Genomic DNA, 24,518 nt, shown 5'->3' on the forward strand with positions numbered 1-24,518 from the left:
GAAGGCGCGTGAGCCACCAAGAAGGCGCTGGTCGCCGAAATAAAGAGGCGCCTGCCGCCGGAAAAGCTCGAGCAGTTCTGGAAGATATGAGGTAAACCCGAGGTCGCCGCGGACGGGGAACTCTGCTGGGGATACCGGGTGCTGCTGACCGGCATCCTGGATCTCCCCGCCGAGCCCCGGCGCTGGATGCTGCGCGAGTATTCAAGCCTGCTGCGCCCGCCGGAATAGAGGTCACCCCGTGGGGGCGGTGCCAGGGGCACGTTGTTTTAAGGAAAGAGGATAGCCTGGAAAGGCTTTCCTCTTTTTGCGTTTGAAAGGCACTTTTTTCGTGGCACACATTGCCATGCCAGCAAAGTTGAAGGAAAATAAGGGACTAGAGTGTCATTGGGTGGGCGGTTACTGACAGTAACGGTTTGGGCGCATGGACATGATGAATTCAAATACAGAGCCTGATACAGCCTTGGGCTGGTCAGTCAATGTTCTCAAACGGCACCTGTTTTCCGGTGTTCTTTTGCTGAACCTGGTCGTGGCCGGGATGATAACCTTCACCCTGGTACAGAGCAGGGAGGCTTATCGCGACCGGACCGAGATAGCTACCCAGAACCTGACCAGGGTCCTCGATGCCAACATTTCCGGCATCCTTTCCAAGATTGATGTCGCCCTGCTCGCCGTCTGCGACGAATATGAGCGCCAGCTTAAAACCGGGGCGGTTGCGCCCAAGGAGTTGAACCGGTTCATCGTGCGCCAGCACCAGAGGCTCCCCGAACTGGTGGCTCTCAGGGGCACGGATTCCTCCGGGATGGCGATTTACGGCCCCGATGTCACGGCCGCCACCACCAAAAGCCTCGCCCACCGCGACTACTTCAGCGCCCAGCGCGAGAACCCGAACCTGGGAATGGTCATCTCGAAGCCCGTGGTAGGGGGGATCTCCGGTAAATGGATGATCGTGCTGTCCAGGCGAGTGAACTTCCCGGACGGCTCGTTCGCAGGTCTTGTCTATGCCGGCATCACGCTCGATTACCTCTCGCAGAGCTTCACCACGGTCAACGTCGGCAAGGACGGATTGTTGTCGCTGGTCGCGGCGGACGCGACCCTGCTGGCGCGATCTCCCAAGCTGAACCGGCCGACGAACGCGCCCGAGGTAAAAATCACCTCGCCTCAGTTCAATGCTTTTCTCGCCGCCGGACAGAGCATGGGGACGTACCAGGCGAAAAGCAGCCTGGACGGGCACGACCGTATCTACTCCTTCAGGAAAATCTCGCTGTCGCAGCCGCTCTACGTCTTCGTGGCCCTGGCCACCGCCGACTATCTCGCCAACTGGTACCAGGAGGTTTACCACGGCGTCTTTTTCATGCTCATCTTCCTGACCATCACCATCGCGCTCGCCTTAGTTTTCAGCAGGCAGTGGGATCGGAGCCGGCAGGCGGAGCAGGCGTTGAAGGCATTGGAAGATGAGCGGCTCAAGATGGAGAAGCTCGAATCCCTCGGGGTGCTGGCCGGCGGCATAGCCCACGACTTCAACAACATCCTGACCGGCATCCTTGGCAACCTTTCCTTTGCCAAACTGCAGCTAGAGTCGGAGCACGGTTCGCAGCCGCTGCTCGAGGCGGCGGAGAAGGCGGCGCTGCGGGCCGGGGACCTCGCCAAGCAACTGCTCACCTTTGCCCGCGGGGGAGCGCCGGTCAGGGAGGTGACCTCGGTCGCGCTCCTGGTCGATGAGGCCCTTTCCCTCACCCTGAGCGGTTCCAACGTCAAAGGTGTCGTCGACCTCCCGGAGACCCTGAGCGCGGTCGAGGCCGACGTGGGGCAGATGTGCCAGGCTTTCCGCAACATCATCATCAACGCGGTGCAAGCCATGCCTGACGGTGGGGTGCTCACCATCACCGCGCGCGACATTGGCCTCAAGCCCGGCAACGCCGCGAAGCTCCCCCCGGGCCCCTACGTGCGCATCGCCTTCACGGACCACGGCGTGGGTATCCCGCAGGCTTCTCTCAAAAAGATTTTCGATCCCTACTTCAGCACCAAGCCGAAGGGGAGGGGGCTGGGGCTCGCCTCGGCATACTCCATCGTGACAAGGCACGGCGGCAGCCTCAGCGTCGATTCCCGTGCCGGCGAGGGGAGCACCTTCACCATCGACCTGCCGTCACTAGAGAGGAGGTTCCAGCCGCGCGAGCCCGAAGCGGCGCTGCCCCGCAGGGAGGCCCTCGGCCCGCTTTCCATACTGGTGATGGATGATGAGGACGTGATACGCCAGCTGGCAGAGGGAATGCTGCTGCACCTGGGGCACCAGGTCCAGACCTGCGCGGACGGGGCGGAAGCGGTGGAGCTTTACCAGCAGGCGCTGCGGAATGGAACACCCTTCAACCTGGTGCTGGCCGATCTTACCATCCCTGGGGGGATGGGGGGACGGGAGGCGGCCCAGCAGATCCTGGCGCTGGATCCCCAGGCGCGCCTCGTGGTAATGAGCGGCTATTCCAACGACCCCGTCATGGCCAGCTTCAGGGAGTACGGCTTCGTGAAGGCCCTGCACAAGCCGTTCGGCGTCGAGGCGCTGACCGCGCTGCTGCAGTCGTTGAGCGCAACGACGAAGCCCGCAACGGGCTGAGGCTGGAAACCCGCCTGGAGCGGTCACCGCGAAGTCAATCACACCTGTTCGATCCCCATGCTCCGCTGAAACCAGATTTATCCTGCACCTTGTCGTTGCTCTCCACTACTACCCCTTATACCTTCAGTCACAGGCAGCCAGGAAGAACCACCTGGTTCTCAAAGAACGTCCTCTGGATCAGGATAAAGGCAATATTTGTGTCAATAGCTGGAAAAAAAGTCGATGCCATGTACAGTTTTCATGTTTCTCAATCCGAAAGGTCGGACTTCTAAGACAACAGGAGAGCGTTACATGGCAATCAGTCGGCGTAAGTTCTTGAAGATCACTTCAGGCGCCATTGGGGGCGGTGTTGCAGCAGAAATCGGCATCCTGAACGTGGACACGGCCGCAGCCGCCGCCAAGGCGGGGAAGGCCCCCATTAAAAGCGGCAGACAGGTAGCGAGCATCTGTCCTTACTGCGCGGTCGGGTGCGGCCAGATTGTCACGGTGAGCGATGCCGGCGAGATCGTCGACATCCAGGGCAACCCCGACTCCCCGATCAACCAGGGCACCCTCTGCCCCAAGGGGGCGGCGACCTACCAACTGGTGAAGAACGAACAGCGCTGGAGCACGGTGAAGTACCGCGCCCCCGGGAGCGACCGGTGGGAGGAGAGGCCGCTGGAGTGGGCCATGAACCGCATCGCCGAACTCACCAAAAAGACCCGCGATGCGAACTTCAACGAGTTCCAGGACCTGCCCGACGGCAAGGGGGGGACGGCCCGCAAGAAGGTGATGAACACCTACGCCATCGCCTCCCTGGGGGGCGCCACCATGGACAACGAGTGGAACTACCTGCACCAAAAGCTCATGCATGCCCTGGGCGTGGTGTACCTGGAAAACCAGGCCCGAATATGACACTCCTCCACGGTTCCCGGTCTGGGGACCACGTTCGGCCGCGGCGGCTCCACCACCTTCCCGCGCGACCTGGAAAAGTCCAACGCCGTGCTCATCATGGGCTCCAACATGGCCGAGTGCCACCCGGTCGCCTTCCGGTGGCCCTTGAAAGCGCGAACCGACCACGACGCCGTGCTCATGCACGTCGATCCCCGCTTCACCCGCACCTCGGCCGCGTGCAACCTGCACGTGCCCATCCGCGCGGGGAGCGACATCGCTTTCCTGGGCGCCATCATCAATTTCGTCATCAACAGCAAGCGCTGGAACGAGGACCCCTTCTTCCGCGAGTACGTGGTGAACTACACCAATGCCGCGACGCTGGTGAACCCCGATTTCCGGGACACCGAGGAACTGGACGGTGTCTTCTCGGGGCTCGCCCCGGACGGTAAATCCTACGCCAACGCCACCTGGTCCTACCAGAGGAACCAGGCTCCTCCCAAGGCGAAGGGGGGCGTGGGCCCGTTCAGCGACCTATTGCTGCAGCAGGTCCCGGGGCGTCCCAAGACCGATCCCACCCTGCAGGATCCCAACTGCGTCCTGCAGATCGTCAGGAAGCACTACGCCCGTTACACCCCGGAACTGGTGGAAAAGGTCTGCGGCTGCAGCGCCGAGCAGTTCCTGAAGGTGGCCCAGACCATGCTCGACAACTCCGGGCGCGACAAAACCGCCAACATCACCTACGCGGTGGGGTGGACCCAGCACACGGTCGGGGTGCAGATCATCCGGGCCGCCGCGATGCTGCAGGCGCTTTTGGGGAACATCGGCCGGCCCGGCGGCGGGGTGCTCGCCCTGCGCGGACACGCCACCATCCAGGGGTCGACCGACATCGCCACCCTGTACCATTCGCTCCCCGCCTACCTGAACATGCCGGACGGGCGCAAGAAGCACGACTCCCTCAAGGAGTTCATCCTCACCGAGGCGGGGCCCCTGGCGACGAGCTACTGGGGGAACTACCCGAAGTTCGCGGTTTCCTACCTGAAGGCGCAGTTCGGCGCCGCCGCCACCGCCGAGAACGACTACGGCTACGACTACCATCCCAAGATCACCGGTGACCACTCCCACATGCCGATGATGCTCGACATGGCGGCCGGAAAGATCAAAGGGTTCTTCGTCATGGGGCAGAACCCCGCCGTGGGAGGGCAGAACGCGCGCCTGCAGCGCAAGGCCCTCGCCAAGCTGGACTGGATGGTGGTGCGCGACTACTTCGAGACCGAGACCGCCGCTTTCTGGCGCAACTCCCCGGAGGTCCTCTCCGGCGAACTGAAGCCCGCCGACATCAAGACCGAGGTCTTCTTCCTTCCCGCCGCAGCGGTCGCCGAGATGGAGGGCTCCTTTACCAACACGCAGCGCCTTTTGCAGCAGCACGACAAGGCCGCCGACCCTCCGGGAGACGCACGCAGCGACAGCTGGTTCACCTACCAGCTCGGCAAGAGGCTCCAGAAGATGTACGCCGGCTCGGCGAGCAACCTCGACTGGGGCATCAAAAATCTCGCCTGGGACTACGAGCCCGATGCGAAGGAGGTCGCTCCCTGGCGCATCAAGGACGAACCCTCGGCCTACAAGGTGCTGAAGGAGATCAACGGCGTTACCGTTGCCGATCAAAAGCCGCTGGCCACCTTCGCCAACCTCAAGGAGGACGGCTCGACCGCCTGCGGCGCCTGGATCTACACCGGCGTCATCCCGGAGGAGGGGAAGAACAACGCGGCCCGCCGCAAGCCCGACCAGTGGATTTCCCCCAACTGGGGCTTCGCCTGGCCTGCCAACCGGCACATCATGTACAACCGCGCCTCGGCGGACAGCCAGGGGAAACCGTGGTCGGAAGCGAAGAAGCTTATCTCCTGGGATCCCGATGCCGACAGCGGCACCAAGGACCCGGCGGGGAACCCGGTGCGCGGCAAGTGGGTCGCCCCCTCCGGCGAGGGGATCGACTTCCAGCCCACCAAGGCGCCGACCATGGTCGGCAAGGACGCTGCGCTCGGTTTCGACTGGCTGAGCGGCAACGACGCCTTCATCATGCGCGCCGACGGGAAGGCGTGGCTCTTCGCCCCGGCGGGGCTCGTCGACGGCCCGCTGCCCACCCACTACGAGCCGTACGAGTCCCCGGTGGCGAACCGGGTCTACCGGCAGCAGTCCAACCCGGTAGCCAAGGTCTGGCGCACCGAGGGCAACGTCTACCACGGCGTCGCCGACCCCAAGTACCCGATCGTTGTCTCCACCTACCGGGTCACCGAACACCACCTGAGCGGCACCATGAGCCGCTGGCTCCCCTGGCTCGCGGAGCTGATGCCCGAGCTCTTCTGCGAGGTCTCCCCTGAACTCGCCGCCGAGAAGGGGATCAGCAACGCAGGGTACGTGACCATCGTCACCGCGCGCGGCGAAATCGAGGCGCGGGCGCTGGTGACCCGGCGCATCAAGCCCTTCGTCATCGACGGCAAGAAGGTGCACGAGATCGGCCTCCCCTGGCACTGGGGGTGGCAGGGGAACGCCAAGGGTGACGTCGCCAACGACCTGAGCGCCATGGTGGGCGATCCCAACGTCTCCATCCACGAAGGGAAGGTGTTCACCTGCGACATCAGGGCGGGCAGGAAGGGAGGGCGCAGCTGATGGCAAAGGGAATGTTCATCGACACGACCATCTGCACCGGGTGTAAGTCCTGCCAGGTGGCCTGCAAGCAATGGAACGGCCTCGCCGCAGAGCCGGCGCACTTCGGGAAGCGCTCCGGGGTCACGTACCCGGTGGCCGACAACTTCACCGGGGACTCCTACGACAACACCGGGAGCCTGAGCGCCACCGACTGGCGCCACGTCCGCTTCATCGAGCAGATCGACGAGCAGCGCCGCGAAAAGCGCTGGCTCTTCTCCAGCGACTCCTGCAAGCACTGCAGCGACGCGGGGTGCCTGAACGCCTGCCCCACCAAGGCCATCGTGCGCACCGACCTGGGCAACGTGGTGGTGCAGCAGGAAACCTGCATCGGCTGCAAGTTCTGCATCCCGTCCTGCCCCTACGGGGTGATCTCTTTCAGCGAGGAGAGCGGGACCGTGCACAAGTGCACCCTGTGCAACGACCGCATCCACAACGGCCTGGGCACCGCTTGCGCCAAGGCCTGCCCGACCGGGTCGATCCGGTTCGGCGAGGTCGCCGACCTGCGCCGGCGCGCCGATGCCCGCCTGGCGCAGCTGAAAGGGAAGGGGGAGAAGGCGCAGATCTACGGGTACGAGGAGGCCGACGGCCTCAAGGTCTTCTACCTCTTCACCGACCGCCCCGGCGTGTACGGGCAACCGGAACACCCGATCGTGCCCCAGCGCCGCCTGGTGCTCTGCTCGCTGGTCACCATCCTCACCGCGCTCGGCATCGGCGTCGCGGCGCTGGTGAACTTCCGGGAACGGCTCAACGGCAAGGAGGAGCATCATGAGTCCTGACAATGTGCAGGTCCCCGAGTGGGCCTGGTACTACATCGCGGTCTACTTCTTCGTTGCCGGCACCTCGGCCGGGGCCTATTTCATCGGCGCCATGGAGGAGCTCTTCAGCAGCGCCAAGGAACGCGAGGTGAGCCGTGCCGCCTGCTATGTCGCCTTCCCGCTGCTGCTTTTGGTCCCCATTCCGCTCATTGCCGACCTGGGGCGCCCGGGCCGTTTCTGGCACCTGTTCATCTACAACCAGGGGGGCTATCCCTACCTGAACCTGCAGTCCCCCATGTCGGTCGGCTCGTGGGTGCTGCTCGTTTTCGGCGTCTGCACCCTGCTTTCCTTCCTGGACAACCTGGTGGCGGACCGGGTCATCTCGTTCCCGCTCTTCTCCAGGTACTACAACCGGATCCCGAGGAAGCTCTATGCGCTGGTGGGGTCGCTGGCGGGGTTCTTCATCGCGGGGTACACCGGGGTGCTGCTGAACGTCACCGCCCGTCCCTTCTGGGCTGCCACCTCGCCGCTCATGGGGGCGCTGTTCCTCGTCTCGGGGGCCTCGACCGGGGCCGCCGCCATCTCGCTCTACCTCATCTGGCGCCAGCGCAACGCGGGCCAGGAGGTGGCCAGGCTCGAGTCCTTCGACCGCGCCCTGATGATCTCGGAACTGCTGCTGATCGCCGTGCTCCTTGTTCTGGCCGGTCACACGGCGCAGCTTTTGTTGACGCTCCCCTTCCTGGTGATTTTCTGGCTGGGCGCGGTGGCACTGGGCATCGCCGCGCCCCTGTGGTTCAAGTACCGGTCGCGCCGGCAGCATTTCGGTGGGGTACCTCATCTCGCTCACTACCTGTGCATCCTGGCGGGGGGGCTTTTGCTGCGCATCAGCCTGCTGCAGGCCGGGCAGCTGTGACGGAGGAGCGGTCATGACACACGAAAGATCGGCCGATCCGCTCATCAGGCGGCTGGATGAGATCGCTGCAGCATCTCCTGAATTGCGGGTCACCGCCCGCCTGTACCAGGCCGTGCTGCCGCTCGTGCAGCGTGCGGAGGTGAAGGCTGCCATCGCGCTCGACGCAGGGGAGTTGGGCGAGGTGTTGCAGGGGGGAGCGCCGCTGCTGGCGGTCGCCGATGTCGAGGTGGACGTCGATGCCGCGGCCGCGTTGCTGCTCGCCATGCTGCGCGCAGTGCAAGCCGCCGAGTTGCCGCGCGGCGCGGGGGGCGCGTGGCGCATTTGGGAGCGGTCGGCGCCAGGCTGGAGCGAGTCGGACATCGCCGCCTTCGCCGCCCTGCGAGGCCAGGCCGGCACGCTTGCCGCGGCGGTGGACGCCGGGGTGGTTGACGCCGGCGAACTGCTGGCGCTCGCGGCGGCAGGTGACCGGGACGGGTTCAGCGAACGGGTGCACCAGGTGACGCCGGGGTGGGAACTGATGTGGACCCTGTCGCACCACGCGCTCAGGCCCTTTCTTCACGAGGTGTGCAGGCAGGCGCCTCTCGAGGAGGTCGGGGTCTGGGAGCAGGGGACGTGCTACGTGTGCGGTGCGGGTGCGACGCTGGCGGAACTGCAGGACGACGACCAGGTGAAGCACCTGCGCTGTGCCCAGTGCGGCGCCGACTGGCACCACCCGCGCCTGCAGTGCCATCACTGCGGCAACGAGGACCGCGCCACGCTCAGATACCTCTACGTCGATGGGCGCGAGCACCGCCGCGTCGAGGTCTGCGACGCCTGCCGCGGGTACTTGAAGGTGATCACCTCCTTCACGCCGACACCTCCCGAGTTGCTGGTGGTGGAGGACCTGGCGACCCTGGAGCTGGACTTCCTGGCGCAGCAGCAGGGGTACCGCATGCCGCCCCCGGGCGACAGCAGGAGGGAGGCTGCCCCATGAAGCGATCCCGCCCCATCGCCTTTCCCGACGTGACCGGGGTCATCCTGGCCGGAGGCCAGTCCAGCCGCATGGGGAGCAACAAGGCACTCCTCCCCTACGGCAACGGGCTGCTCATCGATAACATCCACCGGCTGCTGGCGCCGCTTTTCGGGGAGATGCTGATCGCGGCCAACGACCAGGAAACCTACGCTTTCGTCGGGTGCCGCGTCGTCCCGGACCGCTACCGCGGTCTGGGCGCCCTGTCCGGGCTCCATGCGGCCCTGGCCGGGAGCCGGACCCCGTACATCTTCGCCGTCGCCTGCGACATGCCTTTTCTCGACCTCGAGCTGATCCGGGCGCTGGTGGCGCTGCGCCACGAGGCCGACGTCGTCATCCCGGAAGGGGACATGGGACCGGAGCCGCTGCACGCAGTTTATGCCACGGCATGTCTGCCGCAGGTAGAGGCCGCGTTGCAGGAAAACCGACGCCGCATGGTCTCCTTCTTTCCGGCTGTGCGCGTCCTGACCATGGCACCGGACCGGGTGGCCGCTTTCGACCCGACCTTCGCTTCCTTCTGCAACGTCAACACCCCCGCCGAGTACTTCGCCCTGCGCGGGCGCGGCTTCGGGGCGCTCGCGACAACCGACAGGAAACGGTGCTGATGCCGTGACAGCATCTGCCCGGCACCGTCAAGGCGCCAGCATCTGCGTGATCTTCTCGTTCAGTTTCCTCGCGTCCAGCGGTTTGGGGATGTAGTGCATCCCTTCCTCGACGATGCCGCGCTGTGCCACGATGTCGGCGGTGTAGCCCGACATGAAGAGTACCTTCACCTCCGGGCGGACCGCCCTGATCCGCTCGGCCATCTCCCTCCCGTTCATCCCCGGCATCACCACGTCGGTCAGCACCAGATCGATCGGCTCTCCCTTGTCGCAGATTTCGATGGCCTGGGCCGGCCTCTGTGCCTGGATCACCGTGTAGCCCATCTCCTCGAGCATCCGGGTCGTGGTCCACAAGAGCATCTCCTCGTCCTCCACCAGGAGCACTGTGCCGCTGCCGGTGGAGGGGATGGCGACATCGACCTCCTGCTCGTCGGCCTCGGCGTCGGGCAGGCGCGGCAGGTAGATGGTGAACACGGTGCCGTGACCCGGTTCGCTGTAGACCGTGATGAACCCGTTGTTCTGGGAAACAATGCCGTACACGGTGGCGAGCCCGAGCCCGGTCCCCACCCCCAGTCCCTTGGTGGTGAAGAAGGGCTCGAAGATGTGCTCCCGGGTCTCGCGGTCCATACCGATGCCGGTATCGCTCACGGTCAGCTTGACGTAGTCGCCGGGGGAGCAGCCGGAGTGATGCCGGCAGTAATCCGGGTCCAGACGGATGTTGGCGGTTTCGATGTTCAGGATGCCCCCGTCGGGCATGGCGTCGCGTGAATTGGCCGACAGGTTCATGAGGATCTGGTCCACCTGGGACGGGTCGATAAGCACCGTCCAGATCGAGGTGGCCGGCTTGAAGGTGAGGCGGATATCCTCGCCGATCAGGCGGCAGAGCATCTTCTCGGCGTCGATGACCTGGCTGTTCAGGTTCACCGCCTTGGGCGAGACGATCTCCTTCCTGGAGAAGGCCAAAAGCTGCCGGGTGATCTCGCTGGAGCGCTGTGCCGCCTTCAGGATGTGCTCCAGGTATTTCTGGACCGGCGTATCTTCGGGCAGCTGGTGCCGGCACAGCTCCGCAGAGCCGATGATGACGCCGAGCATGTTGTTGAAATCATGCGCCACGCCGCCGGCCAGGCGCCCCACTGATTCCATCTTCTGCGACTGCCGCAGTTGTTCCTCCAGCTTCTTGTGCTCGGTCACGTCGCGCCAGATGCAGTAGTACACCGGGTGGTCCTGGATGTTGACGATCTGGGCGTGCACCTCGATGTTTCTCAACTCGCCGGTGCGGGTGCGCTGCAGCGTCTCGAAGTTACCCCGGCCGGTGCCCTGGATCTTGGCGATGCGCTCGCGGGTCTCCTCGCGGGTTTCCTGTGCCTCCACGTCGAAGATCGACAACTGCGCGAACTCTTCCCTCTCATAGCCGAGCTGCCGGCAGACGGCGCTGTTGAAGTTGATGAAGCGCGCCGTCTCCGGATCGATGATGACGATACCGTCCGGGGACTGCTCCAGGAGGAGCCGGTTGAACTGGGACTCCTCCTCGACCGCCTTCTCCATCTTCTTGCGCTCCGTGATGTCCGTGACGACGGCTATGCGGCAGGTCCTCCCCTTGTAGACGACATCGTGCGAGGTGACCACGATAGGGAAGATGGTGCCGTCCTTGCGGCGATGGTGCCATTCCCCGACGTAGGTGTGCCCGGAAAGCAGCGCCGCCACCTGGGTGATCTTTTGTTTCTCCTCTTCCGGGTACAGGTCGGCCAGGTGCAGCACCAGTACCTCGTCCATGCTATAGCCGTAGGCGATGAGGAACGCCTCGTTCACGGCAACGATCTCCATGGTGCCGCGTTCGTAGATCAGCATCGGGGCCGGGTTGTGCTCGAACAGGTCGCGGTATCTCTGCTCGCTCGCCTTCAACTCCGTCTCGGCCTCGCGGTGCGCCTCTTCTTCCTTGACGATCACCATGGCCCTGGCCATAAAAATGGAGACCGCCACGCCTGCCGCCAGCAGCATCAGCACCGCCAGCAGCAGTCGGTTGCGGTACGCGGTAAGCGAGGCCAGAATCTCGCGTTCGGACGACGCCACGGCGATGGACCAGAAGGTGTTACCCACGGCTATGGGGTGGTAGACAGCGAGCTGCCGGGCCGGTTCGCCGTGCGGGTCACCGTTCGTGGGGGCGGTATAGGTGGCCGTGCCGGAGAGTCCCTGCAACATCTGCCGCGCCATGGCGAGCAGGGAAGGGGACCCCTTGCCGTTGGTAAAGATGCTCTGGCCGCTGTGTTCCGGGACGGGGGAGTAGAGAACGGTCCCGTCGCGGCTGATCACCCAGGCGTGGCCGGTCTTGCCGATCTTGATCACGTCGAGGTAGCGCTTGGCGAGGTTCTGGAAGTTGATGACGACGGCGATGCTGCCCCGGAAGCGGCTCCCGTTGTACACGGGTACGTGCAGGGCGATGGCGTCGTACCCCTGCACCGCCCTGAACACGTCGCTCACCACCGGTTTGCGGGTGCGCAGCAGTTCCTGGATGTGTTTTTGCGAGGAGATGTTCCTCCCGGCCGCCTCGCGCTGCGGGATGCTGACCAGGACGATGCCATTTTCGTCCACGCGGGTGAAGGAGCGGATTTGCTCCCGGTGGGCGTCGTAGAAGAACTCCATCTGCTGCCGCCCCGCCCCGTCCGCCGCGGCGATTTCTTTCATGCGTGCCATGGAGCTGAGGATGCCGGTCCAGGTGCTGAAGTAGTCCTGGATCCCCTGTGCCGCCTGCTTGGCGTGGATCATCTGCTCGTCGTGCAGCCGCGCGATGGCGGACTCCCTGGCCTGTTGATACGAGAACAGGAAGACCAGGCCGCACAGGCAGGTACAGATGAGCACCAGGAATGCCAGTGCCGGTTTCTGGATCAGGCGATGTTTCATCGGTCAGGCGTCCTTGTAACGATTAAGAGGAGAAAGGTATTACGGTACTTATCGGCAACCTGTGAGGAAAATTGAGGCGCCGCTGCAAGGTACAGGCGGTGGGGCGGATCGTTGAAAAAGCCGACGTGGTCGCTACACTTTGTTGGTTATTTTTAATAAAAGAGTGGAGGCTCGCCATGGAAAGCTACAAGGAAATTGTCGCTCTCGTCCTCGCGGTAGCCACCGCCTTTTTCTGCCTGCTCTGGTTCTTGCTCCCACCTGTGCGCCTGGTCTGGCGCTGCCTCTCCATCCAGGAAAACCTCCCCGTTTTGAACACGCTCAAGGCCTGCTATGACTCCGCCTGGCCCTTTCATCCTGCCATGTTCAGAAGACAGATGCGGCTTTGGCTGGAACTGCGACTTTTGCACCCCAAGCCGCGCTGGGAGCCCAAGTGGTTCTTCGACGCCAGGACCAAGCGCTACCAGTTGCAGTACGACGACACCGCGTACCGGCAGGACGTGGCCGAGTGGAAACGCTCCACCCGCGCCAAGTTCGGAGCGCTCAAGATCAAGGAGCGGGAGCCGGTGATCGAGGTGGTGGACGTCTTCCGCCTCAACGACGCCGGCACCAAGGACGGCATCAAGCAGTACCTGCTCGCCGTGTCGGAATTGAGACTGTCGCAGGATGAGCAGGCCTCCTTTCTCTGCAGCGTAAAGATCGAGCACGGTTTTTTGCTGCCGCTGAACCTCCTGGCGGGGCTCATGTCCCGTTTCGCCGACGACTGGGACCCGATCATCTCCTGCTACGACCGCCTGGCCAACCACGCTTTCTCGGCACAACAGATGACCATCTTCAACCTGTGGCTTTTGTGGGGACCGAGCGTGCCCATCTGCAGCTGCGACCAATGGGACGGGCCGGTGACGCTGCAGTACGGCTTCGGTGACGAGAACAACTCGGTGCGGGTGCGGGTACGGGACGAGAGGAAGGATGAACTGCTGGCGGACCTGCGCAAGGCGGTGGCGGCACGGAGCAGCACCCCCCACCCCGCCCTGTACGCCAGCATCACCGGGCGGCTGTGGCCGCCGAGCAGCTTCTTCCAAGGGGAGATCTGCGGCGCACAGCAGGAACTTTTAAATCCCGACCGCGAGGCCTTCATCCTCGAGTACGAGGGGCACAGCGTGATCGGTAACCCGGCCAGTTCCAGGCTTTTCTATACGGGGTACGTGTGGGCGCTCTTCGTGGTGGGAAGGGAGCAGAAGCCGTCAGGGGAGCAGGTGCGCCAGGAGCCGTGGCTGCACGTGATCCCATTTTTCGAGCAAGGCAACATCGTGGACGAGTCCTGCTACAACATGGCCAAGCTGCAGCTGGCGCTCAAGGTGATCAACTTCGTGAAGACCAGCGGCCACCTGGAGGCCGACCCGGGGCTTGCCCCGCTGAGGCTGTGGTACGTGTGTGCCCTGGACGACTCCGGGTGCGGGCGGGACATCGAGGTGGTCCCGAAAGGAAAGACCATCCGGAGGACCCTGGAGGAACTGCTGTCGGAGAGCGAGCATCGGCCGCTCAAAAAGCGGATCATCACCGACGACCACGGCTACTGCCAATTCCTGTCGGGGTGCCACCTGTCCAAGGTGGTCTCCGGGCTCTTCGACACCGTCGCGGGCGCCCCCGGGCGCGGGGGGAGCCGGCAGGGTTAGGAAAGGGCCTTGACCAGGGCGGTCGGGTGCAGCGCCAAGCCGAAAAGGCCGGCGATCCCCATGACCATGCCGAAAGCTGCGAAGGCCAGCGCCAGGTAGAGGAGTTTCCTTTTCCCGGTCAGCGAGGTGATGGCCAGCATTGCGAGCGAGACCGCCAGGGTGGCGTCGGAGAGGTCGAACTGGTCGTCGCGGTAGTTTAAGTCGTCGTACTGCTTGCCCAGGCCGTTGGCCTTGTCGGCGAGCTTGGCTTCCTCCACCTTGTAGCGGGCGATGTTGTCGCTGTACTGTTTCTGCTGGGCCGCCAGGGGTGCCGAAACCTTCCCCGGCGCCAGGGACTCGAGGGCCGATACCTGGTTCAGTCCCAGCTCGGCCAGGTGCTGCTTCAGTTTCTTGGCCTGGTACTCGTTCCAGGCATCAACCTGGTCCGATTTTGCCTGCAGCATGGCCTGGACGATGTTGTCGTCCTTCACCTTGCACACCGCCATGAACACCGAGATGAGCGCCACTGCGATGGCGACCCAGTTGTTGAGGGCATTCTTCGCTTCGGAGTAGTCGAGACGTTCTTGCAAGTTGTTCAGTTCTGACATCAGTTTCCTCTCCTTTGGAACCGCGGGGAGAACTGGCTCCGCGGGTGCCAGTCCCCTTCGTTGCTGGATGCTGGAAAGAAAGCATTATAAAAGACCGTTGCTTACCATCGGATGACAAAAGGATGGCAAATACGTCATCTTAAGGCAGGCATGCTACGTCAAAGGGGGAGCCGTAATCCGGCTCCCCCTTTTGCTGTAACTGCGCGTCATTTCCCTCCGGACGTCTTGAGGGCGAGACAGTCGATGAGGTGGCGTTCCCCGGTGAAGGAGGCCTCCTTGCGTTTGACGATGCGCCAGCCGCCGGTGTTGAAGGCGCTGTGCCCGGTCAACTCCCCGGCCAGCCCCTGGAAGCCTTCCAGGAGCTCCACCAGAGCCTGGTCGTGGCCGAGCACCACCGGTTTCAGACCGTCGCCCACCAGGATGGTGATCGGTTCTACGATCAGGTTGGCCAGGTCGTAGGGAGCGGGTTCCACCGCGGCTGCCCGTCCCTGCAGGCGGATCATCCGGGCGCGGGAGTCGGGGCCGACGGTTCCCTTGGTGGTACTGATCAGGTCGAGCAGGTGGTCGCGGATGTCGTTCAGGCTGTCGGCCGCGTTGAGCCGCTCGATCTCCGGGTAGATCTCCAGGGCCTTGGCCAGGAGGGAAACCTCGCGCAGGTAGTTGCTGCGCTGGTTCTCCGGGACCAGGTACATGGCGATCACCTTGACCGGCTTGCCGTCCGGTGAGCCGTAGTCGATCCCCTTCGGGCTCCAGCCGACGACGCAGATCAGGTCTTCCTCGAAGGGGACGCGGGCGTCGGGGCAGGCCCATCCCTTGCCGAGAGCAGTCTTGGACGTCCCCTCCTTAGCGAGGATCAGCCCCGCTACGTCGGTGTCGGGCGGCAGCGACGGCACGGCCTCGAGGATGTGGGCCAGGAAGCGCAGCGCATCTTCCTTGTCGTAGTCGTCAGGTATCTCGAGGAGACGTCCTTCCTGTAGTGCGTCGAGCAAGCTGTCCATCAGTCACCTCCAAAGCGGTTGAAGAACCAAGTCTTCACGAAGTGGGTCAGTACCGAGTAGGCCACCAGGAACCCGATGATCCAGACCCAGTAGACCGGCGGCAGCGGCACCAGGTTGAGCGCCGCGGCGAAGGGGGAATAGGGGAGCCAGGCGCCGATAGCCATGATGCCCAGGGTGGTCAGGGTCATGGGGAGCGAGGCGCAGCTGCCGAAGAACGGGATGCGGCGGGTCCTGATGATGTGCACGATCAGGGTCTGGGTCAACAGCGACTCCACGAACCACCCGGTCTGGAACAGCTTGGCGAGCCCCTCCTGCTGCAGTGCGGTAACGCCGGGTGCGTTGTAGGCGGCGCACCCGAAAACGTACCACATCAGCGCGAAGGTCGCGTAGTCGAAGAGCGAACTGATCGGGCCGACGCAGAACATGAAGCGCTTGATGTTCTCGATATTCCACTTGAGCGGCTTGGCCACCAGTTCCGGGTCGACGCGGTCGGTCGGGATCCCGGTCTGGGAGAAGTCGTACAGGAGGTTGTTGGTCAGGATCTGCACTGGTTGCATGGGGAGGAAGGGGAGCAGGTAGCTCGCCCCCATCACCGAGAACATGTTGCCGAAGTTGGAGGAGGCCCCCATCCGGATGTACTTGACGATGTTGGCGAACACCCGGCGCCCTTCCATGATCCCCTCTTCGAGCACCAGGAGGCTCTTCTCCAGGAGCACGATGTCGGCGGTCTCCTTGGCGACGTCGACACCGGAGTCGACGGAGATGCCGACGTCGGCAGCTTTCAGTGCCGGGGCGTCGTTGATGCCGTCTCCCAGGAAGCCGACCACGTGGCCGCTGGCGCGCAGGCTGCGCACGATCTGCTCCTTCTGGGCGGGGGAGAGCTTCACGAAGATGTCCACGTCCTGCACCACGGCGGCGAAATCCTCAGGGCTGATGCGCGAGAGCTCGGCGCCGGTCAGCATACGGTCGGCCTTGAGGCCAACGTTGGTGCAGACCCTCTGGGTGACCAGGCCGTTGTCGCCGGTCAGGACTTTAACCCGCACCCCGGCTTCCTGCAATAGCCCGAGCGCCTCGCTGGCCTGCGCCTTGGGCGGATCGAAGAAGGCGATGAAGCCCAAAAGGATCATCTGCGACTCGTCCTTCACCTCGAACTGGGTCTTCTCGCGCGGGAACTCGCGGTATGCGATGGCGAGGACGCGGAAACCGTCGCGATTGTGGCGCTCCACTTCCTCGAACAGGTTGTCCCTGATCATGTCGAATAGAGGATAGACCTCCTCGCCGATCTGGTAGTGGCTGCAGCACTCGTAGATCTCCTCCACCGCACCCTTGCAGATGAGCACGTGGTCATCCTCGAAGTCAACCACCACCGACATGCGCCGGCGCTGGAAGTCGAAGGGAAGCTCGTCCACCAGGCGGCAGAGCTGCACGTTCATGTCGGTGTGATCGAGGATGGCGCGGTCGATCAGGTTCCTAAGCCCGGTCTGGTAGTGGCTGTTCAGGTAGGCGTAGGTGAGGACGTCCTCGCTGGTGCGTCCGGTCAGGTCGACATACTTCTCAAGGACGACCTTGTCCTGGGTGAGGGTGCCGGTCTTGTCGGTGCACAGGATGTCGATGGCGCCGAAGTTCTGGATCGAGGGGAGCCGCTTGATGATGACCTTCTTGGCCGCCATGGTGAGTGCGCCCTTGGCGAGGTTGACGGTCACGATCATCGGGAGCATTTCCGGGGTGAGGCCGACGGCGATGGAGAGGCCGAAGAGGAGGGCATCTACCCAGTTCCCCTTGGTCATGCCGACGATCATGAAGACCGCGGCGGTCATCACCAGCATGAAGCGGATCATGAGCCAGGTGAAGGAGCGGGTCCCCTTGTCGAAGCTGGTCTCCTCTGGCTTCTCGGCGAGCGAGGCGGAGATGGAGCCGAACAAGGTGCGCACGCCGGTGTTGACCACGACGGCGCGAGCCGAGCCGCTGTTGACACTGGAGCCCAGGTAGCAGGCGTTGGGAAGCTCCCAGGCAGAGAGCCCTGCCTCGTGCTCTTTGTCCACCAGCGCGCTTTTTTCCACCGGCATCGATTCGCCGGTGAGCGCGGACTGGCTGACAAAGAAGTCCTTGGCGGAGAGGAGCCGCACGTCGGCGGGGATGATGGAGCCCGCCATGAGGAGCACGATGTCGCCAGGGACCACGTCCGAGATGCGGATCTCGGTCTCCTCGCCGTCTCTCAAGACCAGGGTGCGCGACTGCACCCTCTTGCCCAGCGCCTCGACCGCCTGACCGGAGCGGCGGTCCAGAATGAAGGAAAGTCCGACGCTCAGGATGATCATGGCGGTGACGATGGCGGCGGACTTGGTCTCGCCGACGGCGCCGGAAAGAACGGCGATCACCAGGAGCTGGATGACGAGCGGACTCTTGCAGCGCTCCAAAAGGTCGGCCAGGACGCTGAGGCGCTTGGCGTGGGCCAGTTCGTTGGCGCCGTACTCGTCGAGGCGCTTTTCGGCCTCCTCGGTGCTGAGCCCTTCCTTGGCCTTGGTGTCGAGCTCCTTCAGCGTGTCGCGCACCGACATGGAGCAGAGCTCGACCAGGCGGCGTTCGCATGCCCCCTGGATGGCGGTCTTCGGCGCCGTCGCACGCTGGGCGGGAGCCTGCTGCTTCGCGGAGCGCCCGGTGGGTATATTGGAAAACATGAACATCCTTCCTTCTCCTATCACATCCGTGCTGCTGGGTGGCCGCCTGCGCGCGGCGGACCACGGCCTTGCTTCGACAAGCCTAACAGGCTGCCGGCAAACCGGTCACGCGAGGAGGCGCCTGGTCCGGGAGTGAGCGCGCGAGCGGAAGACGTCGCAGTTCGCACCCCGGCCTGCACGCGGCTTGGCGGACGAACTGCCGCCGATGCGTGAACCGATCGATGATTGCACTAATGAGGGAGTGTACGATAACTCCCCGCTGCTTCTTTAAGTCCCGTTCTTGGGCGGAAAGCGGGTCAAAGCAGGCAGGGAAGGAGGATGGCTTTGAGAGGAGGCTAGCGCCGCAGGAACGGGATGGGTAACGGATATTCGCTACTATGACTGTCCAATTTGTAGAACCACCACCTTTTATGTGTGACGTGAAGGTACGAAAAAAGGCCACGGGAGAACCCGGGCCTGAACGTCTGCCTGTGATTCCCCTCTCGTAGGTTTTCGGCAGTGCACAACGTAGGTCGCGGGGACCAGCTACCTTAAGTAAAGCCTTAATCCGGCAATACCTGGTCTACCCATTGGCGTCTTTCGACGTTTCCGGGCAGTAGCCTGTGTTTGTGCAAACGCCTCATCTTAACGAGGAATTCGGTGCTGCTATGCGAATGTCGCCAGGGCCGGACGGGTCTGCGGACGGTATTCCAGCGGTCTGACCAAAAATTTGTAACAGGTTTGGGTGCGGGTGGCAAGCAAAAAGTAAGGCGTGGCGTGGTCATCACCCCGAACGGCGAAGGCCACCGTGGTGAGCCGCGGTGGCCTTTGTCTGCGGAAGACGTGGTGCCGGACGGGATGCTAATGGCCCGGCTTGTTCAGATCGTCCAGGATGCCGTTGGCCTCTTGCAGCTTTTCGTGGAGTTTTTTCAGCTCGGCAGCGGTATAGACCTTGCTACCCTTGTTGATCTCTCCCTGCAGTTTTGCAATTTTCTGCTGGATGCTGTCCACCTCGTTTTTGCAGTTCTTCGAGATGAGCAGGCACTCGTCCTTGCCGCCCGTGTCTCCGGCATAGGTCGGTACGCTGCCCAGAGCCAGGAAACCTGCCATCACAACCAGAGCAATCCTTTTCATCGTGCGCCTCCTGTCTGTGAGATTTCCGGAAATGGATGTAACGACCTCGCCGCCTGTGTCATTGCTGAAAATCTGGCTGGCTGTGACGGGGCGGTTTCAGGTCGATAGAGCAATTATCTCACATAATGACCTTGCAGGGTAGTGCTTAAGAGCATGACAGGCGAATGGCCCGCCCCTTTTGGCAGCGGGCTAGAGGATCACGATGAAGACCGCCGCGGCGGCGAGGATGAGCAGGCGGTGCGCAAAGAGCGCCCGGGACGGCAGGCCGTCCTGGCGCTGCAGCTTGGCGAGGATCACCCAGGAGAAGAGGGCGGCGAGCAGCAGCAGCGGGTAGATGAGCAGGCGCAGCGTGCCCAGTTCCGGGGTGAGCGTGGCCGCATTGAGCACGTTGTCGAGCCCGAGCGCTTGGACCAGGAGCGGGACGATCTGCGCGCCCCCCTCGACCAGCGCCCTAAAGAAGATCATGAAGAGACCCGCCACTGCCAGGGGGAGATAGGCGAGGCCGCTGGTGGTGAAGACCGCGCGCCAGCCGGTGCCGCGCACCGTGGCGGAGGCGAGGCAGGCGAGCAGGGTGAAGCCGGCCACGATGGCCAGCGCAAGCAGGTAGTCCTGCACGCTCCAGATGGTGCGCGAGAAGATCTCCAACGGGCGCCCGGCCACCAGCGGTGTCCCCTTGGCGGCGATGACCACGCCGACCAGGGTGGTGCTGAAGAGCGCCTCGCGGAAGCCGCGCCGTGCCCGGTTGAAGCCACCCCAGGTGGGGTTTCTCAGGTCGAGCTGCATGGAGCGGTGCGGGCAGCTCCTGACGCAGTTCAGGCAGAGCACGCAGTGGTCGGAGCTGTCGACGCCGGAGGGGTGCAGTCCCATCGGGCACCCCTTCTCCTTGATGCAGTCGTCCACGCGGCAGCGGCTCAAGCAGACGTTGTGGTTACTGTGCATCTCCAGCGGCGAGATGCGCGACACGAGGCTCACGATCCGCCCCAGGGGACAGAGGAACTTGCACCACCCCCGGCGGCCGATGACCAGGTCCGCGCTCACGGTGGCGCAGAGGATCCCCGAGAGGAGCACGCCGGTCGCGCCCGCGTAGCTGAACATGCCGGTGGCCTGCTCCAAAAGGAGGATCACCACCAGCGCGGCGAAGGAGAGCGACGGTCCCCAGCGGCGCAGCCAGGGCGCGGGGTCGCGCACCACGCGGCTGGAGACGCCGAGGTACTCGCCGATTGCCTCCATGGGGCAGAAGCTGCACCAGCCGCGGGCGAACAGGAAGGCGGTGAGCAACAGGGCGGGCCAGCCGATGGTCCAGGCGACCAGGTTGGCGGCGTTGTGCTGGGGCGGTCCGAACAGGGTGTAGAGCGTGACGCCGAGAAAGAGCGGCACGGTGAGCCAGCGCAGCAGGCGCGGGAAGCGCGGGTCGCGGGCCAGGTTCTCCACGGCCGGCAAGGTGAGCAGGTTGAAGCGCCCGTCGCCGAAGGGGTGCCCCTGCAGCGAGATGTGCTCGGGCTGGATCTCGTCGTCGTTGCAGACCACCACCGCGCGCGAGACGACCTGGTACAGCTCACTCGCGTTCAGGGGCCAGTCGTGGTCCACCAGGCGGTTCAGGGCGTCCTGGGAGAGGCGGCGCACCTGCTTGTGGTGCTTGGCGTTCAGGGATTTCAATAGGCTCCGGGCGATGACCGGGATGTCCTTCTTGCGCTCGCGCAGCGGCACGAGCTCCAGTGTCTCGCCGGAGAGCTTCTTGAAGAGCACTGCGTTGAATTTGCCGCTTTCCACCAAGGGCTGCAGCGGTTTGCCGCAGGTGGCGATGATGCGCACCTGGGCGCTTCTGAGCTTGGTCTCGCCGCGGCGGGTGAAGTGGCCGGTCTCCATGAATTCGACCAGTTCCTCCTGCACGGCGCTGGAGAGGCAGTCGATGTTCCTGAGGATGATGTCGCCGCCGGCGGCGAGCTCGATCATGCCGCGCCTGACCCGGCGCGCGTACATGGCCCCTTCCGGCGCGTGCCCGAACAGGGCGGCCTCCTGGGCGAGCCCCAAAAGGAGCGAGTTCTGCTGGGCGGAGTCGCTGGCGGAGCATTCCTCGCCCATCACCGGGGGCGGCGAGGCGCAGTCGAGGAAGAGGACCGGGCGGTCACCGGTGCTGTGGAAATGGATCAGGCGGGCGGCGAGGTCCTTCCAGGTCCCCGGCTCGCCTAGGATGAGGACGTGGCTCCTTGATCCAGCCAGGTGTTGCAGGCGCTGGTTCAGAAGGCGCACCCACTGCGAGGTGCCGGGGAACTCGCCGAATTCGGGGAGGAGCTGCCAGCCGATGATGTTGGTGATCACCTCGCGGTGCTCACTCTCCTCGCGCTGGTGGCGGTGTGCCCAGCTCCCCAACTGTGCAGCCAGGATGCGGCTTAAGTTGGCGTAGAGCAGCGGCATGCCCTCCAGCAACTCCTCGAAGTGCTGCCGGGTGAGCCGGGCGGCTTGGACCTCGGTGATGGCGCGCACGTCAGCGGAACGCTTCTCGTCGGTGAGGATGGCCCGTTCGCCAATCACGTTGCCGATGCCGAGCTCGGTGAGGTTGAGGATCTGCCCGGAGCGGTCCAACAGCTCGACGCGGATCCTCCCGGAGAGGATGACGTAGAGCTCCTGCGCCGGTTCGCTCCTGGCGAGGATCACGTCACCCGCGGCGAAATCGCGCAACTCCAGGCGCTGCGCGATGCGCTCCAGGTCGTGCTGGTTGAGGCCGTTGAAAAGGCGAATGCCCGAAATGGTCTCGGAACTGATTGCAGCCATCGTTCTCCCGGCTTCGGCAGGAGGTTACCCGGTGTGGTGGCCGTTGGGCCGGGGCGGCTGCCGAAGGTTTACGATGGTAGCGTAAAAGGCGGGGCGGTGTCTAAAACGTATACCGCGCAAAGGGTTGCGGCCGCGTATACGTCTCCGGGCGCGGTGGGCGGGGCATCAGTGCCGGATGAGGGACGGGCGCGCCGAATTGGGAAGGATTAATTCCCTGCACCGCGTTGTCAAGACGGAATCCGGGTCACCAGCTGCGCCGCAACGCCGCCACCAGGCGTCGCGCACCGTGCAGCGCGCCCAGCGGGCCGCGTTCCGAGCCGTAGGGGAGATCACCCCCGACGGTGACCTTCCAGGTGTCGGTGACGTTGTAGCCGACCTCGGCTTTCAGGAGGCCGTCGCCGCGCTTGAGACCGCAGTCCCAGACCAGCTTCCAGGCGCCCCATTCCTCGGTCTGGTTCCAGGCCACGATCAGGGCGGGGAGAAGGCCGCGGTCGAAGAGGAGCGTGGGATCGACCGGCGGGTCGATGGCGTTGCCGGCCAGGGTGACGAGCAGCGTCCCGTCCCCGAAGCCGCGCTCGACGCTCAAGGTGCCGATCAGGGCGTCGCCCAATTCCGGGTCCGTCGAGAAGAGGGCGGCCGCCTCACCGCGCACGACGTACGGGCCGGCAACCCGGGACACCTCGACCCCCACCCCGTGCTCGCGCGGGTAGCGTCGTGCCACCGAGATCACCGGGACCGGCCCGGTCTGCAGCGCCGGGTCGAGAGAGAAGGCCAGGATGGGCGCCGGACGCACCCCGCTTCTCGCCCAGACGCCGAGATCCCAGTCGCCGTGGGTCGCCAGGAGACGCAGGGCCGCGAAGCCCGGGAGCGGCGGTGCGTCGTCCTGTTCATGGAACGTGGTCCCGGCCGGGAGGGCGCCCGAGGCGATCGGGGCGTTGCGGCTTCCTAAGGGGGGCAGGCGCCAGGGTGTCGTCACCGGCACCAGCACCGCCTGGTAGCGCAGGTTCTCCTCCTGGCCGCTCAGGCGGACGGCCCAGAGCGGCAACTTTTCGTCGGCGAAGGGGTCGGTCACGTCGCGGGGGAGGAAGGCGTCGGCGGGAGAGTAGCCGTCGGTCTTGCCCCAGCCGAGCTGGAAGCGGCCTACCTCGAGGTCATGCGACCCGGCGAGCGGGACGCGCAGCCAGAGTTCCGGAACCGAGAGCGGCGGGCGCCGGAGCTTGCGGTCGGCGGGGTCGAAGACCAGCGGGCTCGACTGCGGTGAGGTGATCCACTCGGCGCGCAAAGACGTTGTGAACTGGCTCTCGCCGAGGCGCTGTTCCCACTTGTTGTAGAGCGTGCCCCAGCCGGCGCCGTACGGCTCGCCGGCGAAGCGTTCCCCGTAGGCGAAGCCCTTCAGCTCCGCGTAGCCGGAGAACCCTTCGGCCAGCGCGGAGCAGGGGAGCACAAGCAGCACTAGGAGCAGGAGGAGAGGTCTCAATCGCCCCCCTCGCGGGTGAGGTTCTGCAGCGTGAAGCGGCTGGCCGGTTGGGGGCGGTTGAAGGAGATCTGCTTCAGCGTCACCGTGGTGTGGCTCCCCTTCTTGAGGTCGGTCATCTCCATGCGCGCAGCGACGTAGTGCCCCTCGACGTTCTTGATATCCGAGAGTATCAGGCGCTTCGCCTGCTCTTTCTCCCCCTTCCTGATCAGGTCCTCGCGCACCAGGTAGAGGATGTCTTTTCTCAGGTAGAGGATCAGCTTCTGGTAGATCGATTTGCTCCCCTTTTCCAGCGGGATGGCAGTGATGACCCAGCAGGGCTGACCGTCGATAGTTTCCTCACCCTGCAGCGAGACCTTGTACTTCTCGTGGTCGAACTCCTCCATGTCCTCGTAGTTGAAGTCGGTGCCGACGAAGGAGGCATCCCGGTCCTGCGGCGCGATGCGGCGCTCCCGTTTCATGGAGGGGAGGTAGAGCCACTGGTCCGGGTTGTCCGAGCCCGGCCGCGGCAGGGAGAGAAAGCCCACCCCCTTCACCTCGGGAGGATCGGTGAAGCGGATCAGGTTCTTCGAGTCCCCTGCGTATCCCTGGCGATAGCTGTTCCACCCCTTCTTGCGGACTTTCCCCTCCTTGTTCACCACGGTGAGGTCGCCCGAGTACTGCTGCGTCTTGGTGCGGTGCCGGCTCTCGGACTCCTTGAGAAGGGCGCGAGCGTCGGGGGCGGCGAAGGTGGGGGTGGAGTAAAGGGGCATGAGGAGCGCGGCTGCGACAGAGAGCAGCAACTTGGCAAGGTTTCGGATCATTTAGAAATACCTCCATTTGATGAATGTGCAGACGGCCAATACCCTTGGCAGTCCATTCCCTC

Annotated in this window: 15 protein-coding genes and 1 riboswitch; of the genes, 7 read left to right on the plus strand and 8 right to left on the minus strand. The window is 64.3% G+C overall.

Features of this window, described 5'->3' with window-relative positions:
- Positions 1-511: 511 nt before the first annotated feature.
- The 6 genes from K7R21_RS17165 (at position 512) to mobA (ending at position 9,463) form a co-directional block, all read left to right on the plus strand.
- Positions 512-2,605: a hybrid sensor histidine kinase/response regulator gene (locus K7R21_RS17165; protein WP_224984495.1), complete on the plus strand. Its 2,094-nt coding sequence runs from the start codon at positions 512-514 to the stop codon at positions 2,603-2,605.
- A 291-nt stretch (positions 2,606-2,896) separates the two neighbouring features.
- Positions 2,897-6,142, plus strand: coding sequence for a formate dehydrogenase-N subunit alpha (fdnG, locus tag K7R21_RS17175; RefSeq protein WP_404813664.1), 3,246 nt, complete (start codon positions 2,897-2,899; stop codon positions 6,140-6,142).
- Positions 6,142-6,957, plus strand: coding sequence for a 4Fe-4S dicluster domain-containing protein (locus K7R21_RS17180; protein ID WP_224984497.1), 816 nt, complete (start codon positions 6,142-6,144; stop codon positions 6,955-6,957). The genes fdnG and K7R21_RS17180 overlap by 1 nt, the downstream gene beginning before the upstream one ends.
- Positions 6,947-7,849 (plus strand): NrfD/PsrC family molybdoenzyme membrane anchor subunit, encoded by a 903-nt coding sequence (gene nrfD, locus K7R21_RS17185; RefSeq protein WP_224984498.1) that lies wholly within the window; start codon positions 6,947-6,949, stop codon positions 7,847-7,849. The genes K7R21_RS17180 and nrfD overlap by 11 nt, the downstream gene beginning before the upstream one ends.
- Positions 7,850-7,862: 13 nt before the next feature.
- Positions 7,863-8,822, plus strand: a complete 960-nt coding sequence (locus K7R21_RS17190; RefSeq protein WP_224984499.1) for a formate dehydrogenase accessory protein FdhE — start codon at positions 7,863-7,865, stop codon at positions 8,820-8,822.
- Positions 8,819-9,463: a molybdenum cofactor guanylyltransferase gene (mobA, locus tag K7R21_RS17195; RefSeq protein WP_224984500.1), complete on the plus strand. Its 645-nt coding sequence runs from the start codon at positions 8,819-8,821 to the stop codon at positions 9,461-9,463. Before K7R21_RS17190 ends, mobA begins: the two co-directional genes overlap by 4 nt.
- A gap of 27 nt (positions 9,464-9,490) precedes the next feature.
- Here mobA and K7R21_RS17200 read toward each other — a convergent pair whose 3' ends face one another.
- Positions 9,491-12,358 carry a hybrid sensor histidine kinase/response regulator gene (locus K7R21_RS17200; RefSeq protein WP_224984501.1) on the minus strand — a complete coding sequence of 956 codons (2,868 nt, stop codon included), beginning with the start codon at positions 12,356-12,358 and terminating at the stop codon, positions 9,491-9,493.
- A gap of 176 nt (positions 12,359-12,534) precedes the next feature.
- Between K7R21_RS17200 and K7R21_RS17205 the strand changes: the two genes are divergently transcribed.
- Positions 12,535-14,031: a hypothetical protein gene (locus K7R21_RS17205; protein WP_224984502.1), complete on the plus strand. Its 1,497-nt coding sequence runs from the start codon at positions 12,535-12,537 to the stop codon at positions 14,029-14,031.
- Here the strand turns inward: K7R21_RS17205 and K7R21_RS17210 are convergent.
- The 7 genes from K7R21_RS17210 to K7R21_RS17240 all read right to left on the minus strand — a co-directional run bounded on the left by K7R21_RS17210 (position 14,028) and on the right by K7R21_RS17240 (position 24,456).
- On the minus strand, positions 14,028-14,618 hold the full coding sequence (locus K7R21_RS17210; RefSeq protein ID WP_224984503.1) for a DUF4337 domain-containing protein: 591 nt from the start codon (positions 14,616-14,618) through the stop codon (positions 14,028-14,030). The two genes, K7R21_RS17205 and K7R21_RS17210, sit on opposite strands and share 4 nt — an antisense overlap.
- A gap of 206 nt (positions 14,619-14,824) precedes the next feature.
- Positions 14,825-15,616, minus strand: coding sequence for a PTS sugar transporter subunit IIA (locus tag K7R21_RS17215; RefSeq protein WP_224984504.1), 792 nt, complete (start codon positions 15,614-15,616; stop codon positions 14,825-14,827).
- Positions 15,616-18,294: a magnesium-translocating P-type ATPase gene (gene mgtA, locus K7R21_RS17220; protein ID WP_224984505.1), complete on the minus strand. Its 2,679-nt coding sequence runs from the start codon at positions 18,292-18,294 to the stop codon at positions 15,616-15,618. Before mgtA ends, K7R21_RS17215 begins: the two co-directional genes overlap by 1 nt.
- A 470-nt stretch (positions 18,295-18,764) precedes the next feature.
- A riboswitch (M-box (ykoK) riboswitch) is annotated at positions 18,765-18,933 on the minus strand.
- Between the two features lie 201 nt (positions 18,934-19,134).
- Positions 19,135-19,407 (minus strand): hypothetical protein, encoded by a 273-nt coding sequence (locus K7R21_RS17225; protein ID WP_224984506.1) that lies wholly within the window; start codon positions 19,405-19,407, stop codon positions 19,135-19,137.
- Between the two features lie 189 nt (positions 19,408-19,596).
- A complete protein-coding gene (locus tag K7R21_RS17230) occupies positions 19,597-22,179 on the minus strand; it encodes a sigma 54-interacting transcriptional regulator (RefSeq protein WP_224984507.1) in 2,583 nt (860 codons plus the stop codon).
- Positions 22,180-22,423: 244 nt separating this feature from the next.
- Positions 22,424-23,656, minus strand: a complete 1,233-nt coding sequence (locus K7R21_RS17235; protein ID WP_224984508.1) for a hypothetical protein — start codon at positions 23,654-23,656, stop codon at positions 22,424-22,426.
- Positions 23,653-24,456: an outer membrane lipoprotein-sorting protein gene (locus tag K7R21_RS17240; RefSeq protein ID WP_224984509.1), complete on the minus strand. Its 804-nt coding sequence runs from the start codon at positions 24,454-24,456 to the stop codon at positions 23,653-23,655. Before K7R21_RS17240 ends, K7R21_RS17235 begins: the two co-directional genes overlap by 4 nt.
- Positions 24,457-24,518: the final 62 nt, after the last annotated feature.

This window comes from Geomonas agri (assembly GCF_020179605.1).
Taxonomy (GTDB): Bacteria; Desulfobacterota; Desulfuromonadia; order Geobacterales; family Geobacteraceae; genus Geomonas; species Geomonas agri.

Coding starts and splice junctions, on each gene's coding strand:
- nrfD (WP_224984498.1), top strand. CDS start 6,947: ATGAGTCCTGACAATGTGCAGGTCCCCGAGTGGGCCTGGTACTACATC.
- K7R21_RS17210 (WP_224984503.1), bottom strand. CDS start 14,618: ATGTCAGAACTGAACAACTTGCAAGAACGTCTCGACTACTCCGAAGCG.
- K7R21_RS17200 (WP_224984501.1), bottom strand. CDS start 12,358: ATGAAACATCGCCTGATCCAGAAACCGGCACTGGCATTCCTGGTGCTC.
- mgtA (WP_224984505.1), bottom strand. CDS start 18,294: ATGTTTTCCAATATACCCACCGGGCGCTCCGCGAAGCAGCAGGCTCCC.
- mobA (WP_224984500.1), top strand. CDS start 8,819: ATGAAGCGATCCCGCCCCATCGCCTTTCCCGACGTGACCGGGGTCATC.
- K7R21_RS17225 (WP_224984506.1), bottom strand. CDS start 19,407: ATGAAAAGGATTGCTCTGGTTGTGATGGCAGGTTTCCTGGCTCTGGGC.
- K7R21_RS17205 (WP_224984502.1), top strand. CDS start 12,535: ATGGAAAGCTACAAGGAAATTGTCGCTCTCGTCCTCGCGGTAGCCACC.
- K7R21_RS17215 (WP_224984504.1), bottom strand. CDS start 15,616: ATGGACAGCTTGCTCGACGCACTACAGGAAGGACGTCTCCTCGAGATA.
- K7R21_RS17240 (WP_224984509.1), bottom strand. CDS start 24,456: ATGATCCGAAACCTTGCCAAGTTGCTGCTCTCTGTCGCAGCCGCGCTC.
- K7R21_RS17180 (WP_224984497.1), top strand. CDS start 6,142: ATGGCAAAGGGAATGTTCATCGACACGACCATCTGCACCGGGTGTAAG.
- K7R21_RS17190 (WP_224984499.1), top strand. CDS start 7,863: ATGACACACGAAAGATCGGCCGATCCGCTCATCAGGCGGCTGGATGAG.
- K7R21_RS17230 (WP_224984507.1), bottom strand. CDS start 22,179: ATGGCTGCAATCAGTTCCGAGACCATTTCGGGCATTCGCCTTTTCAAC.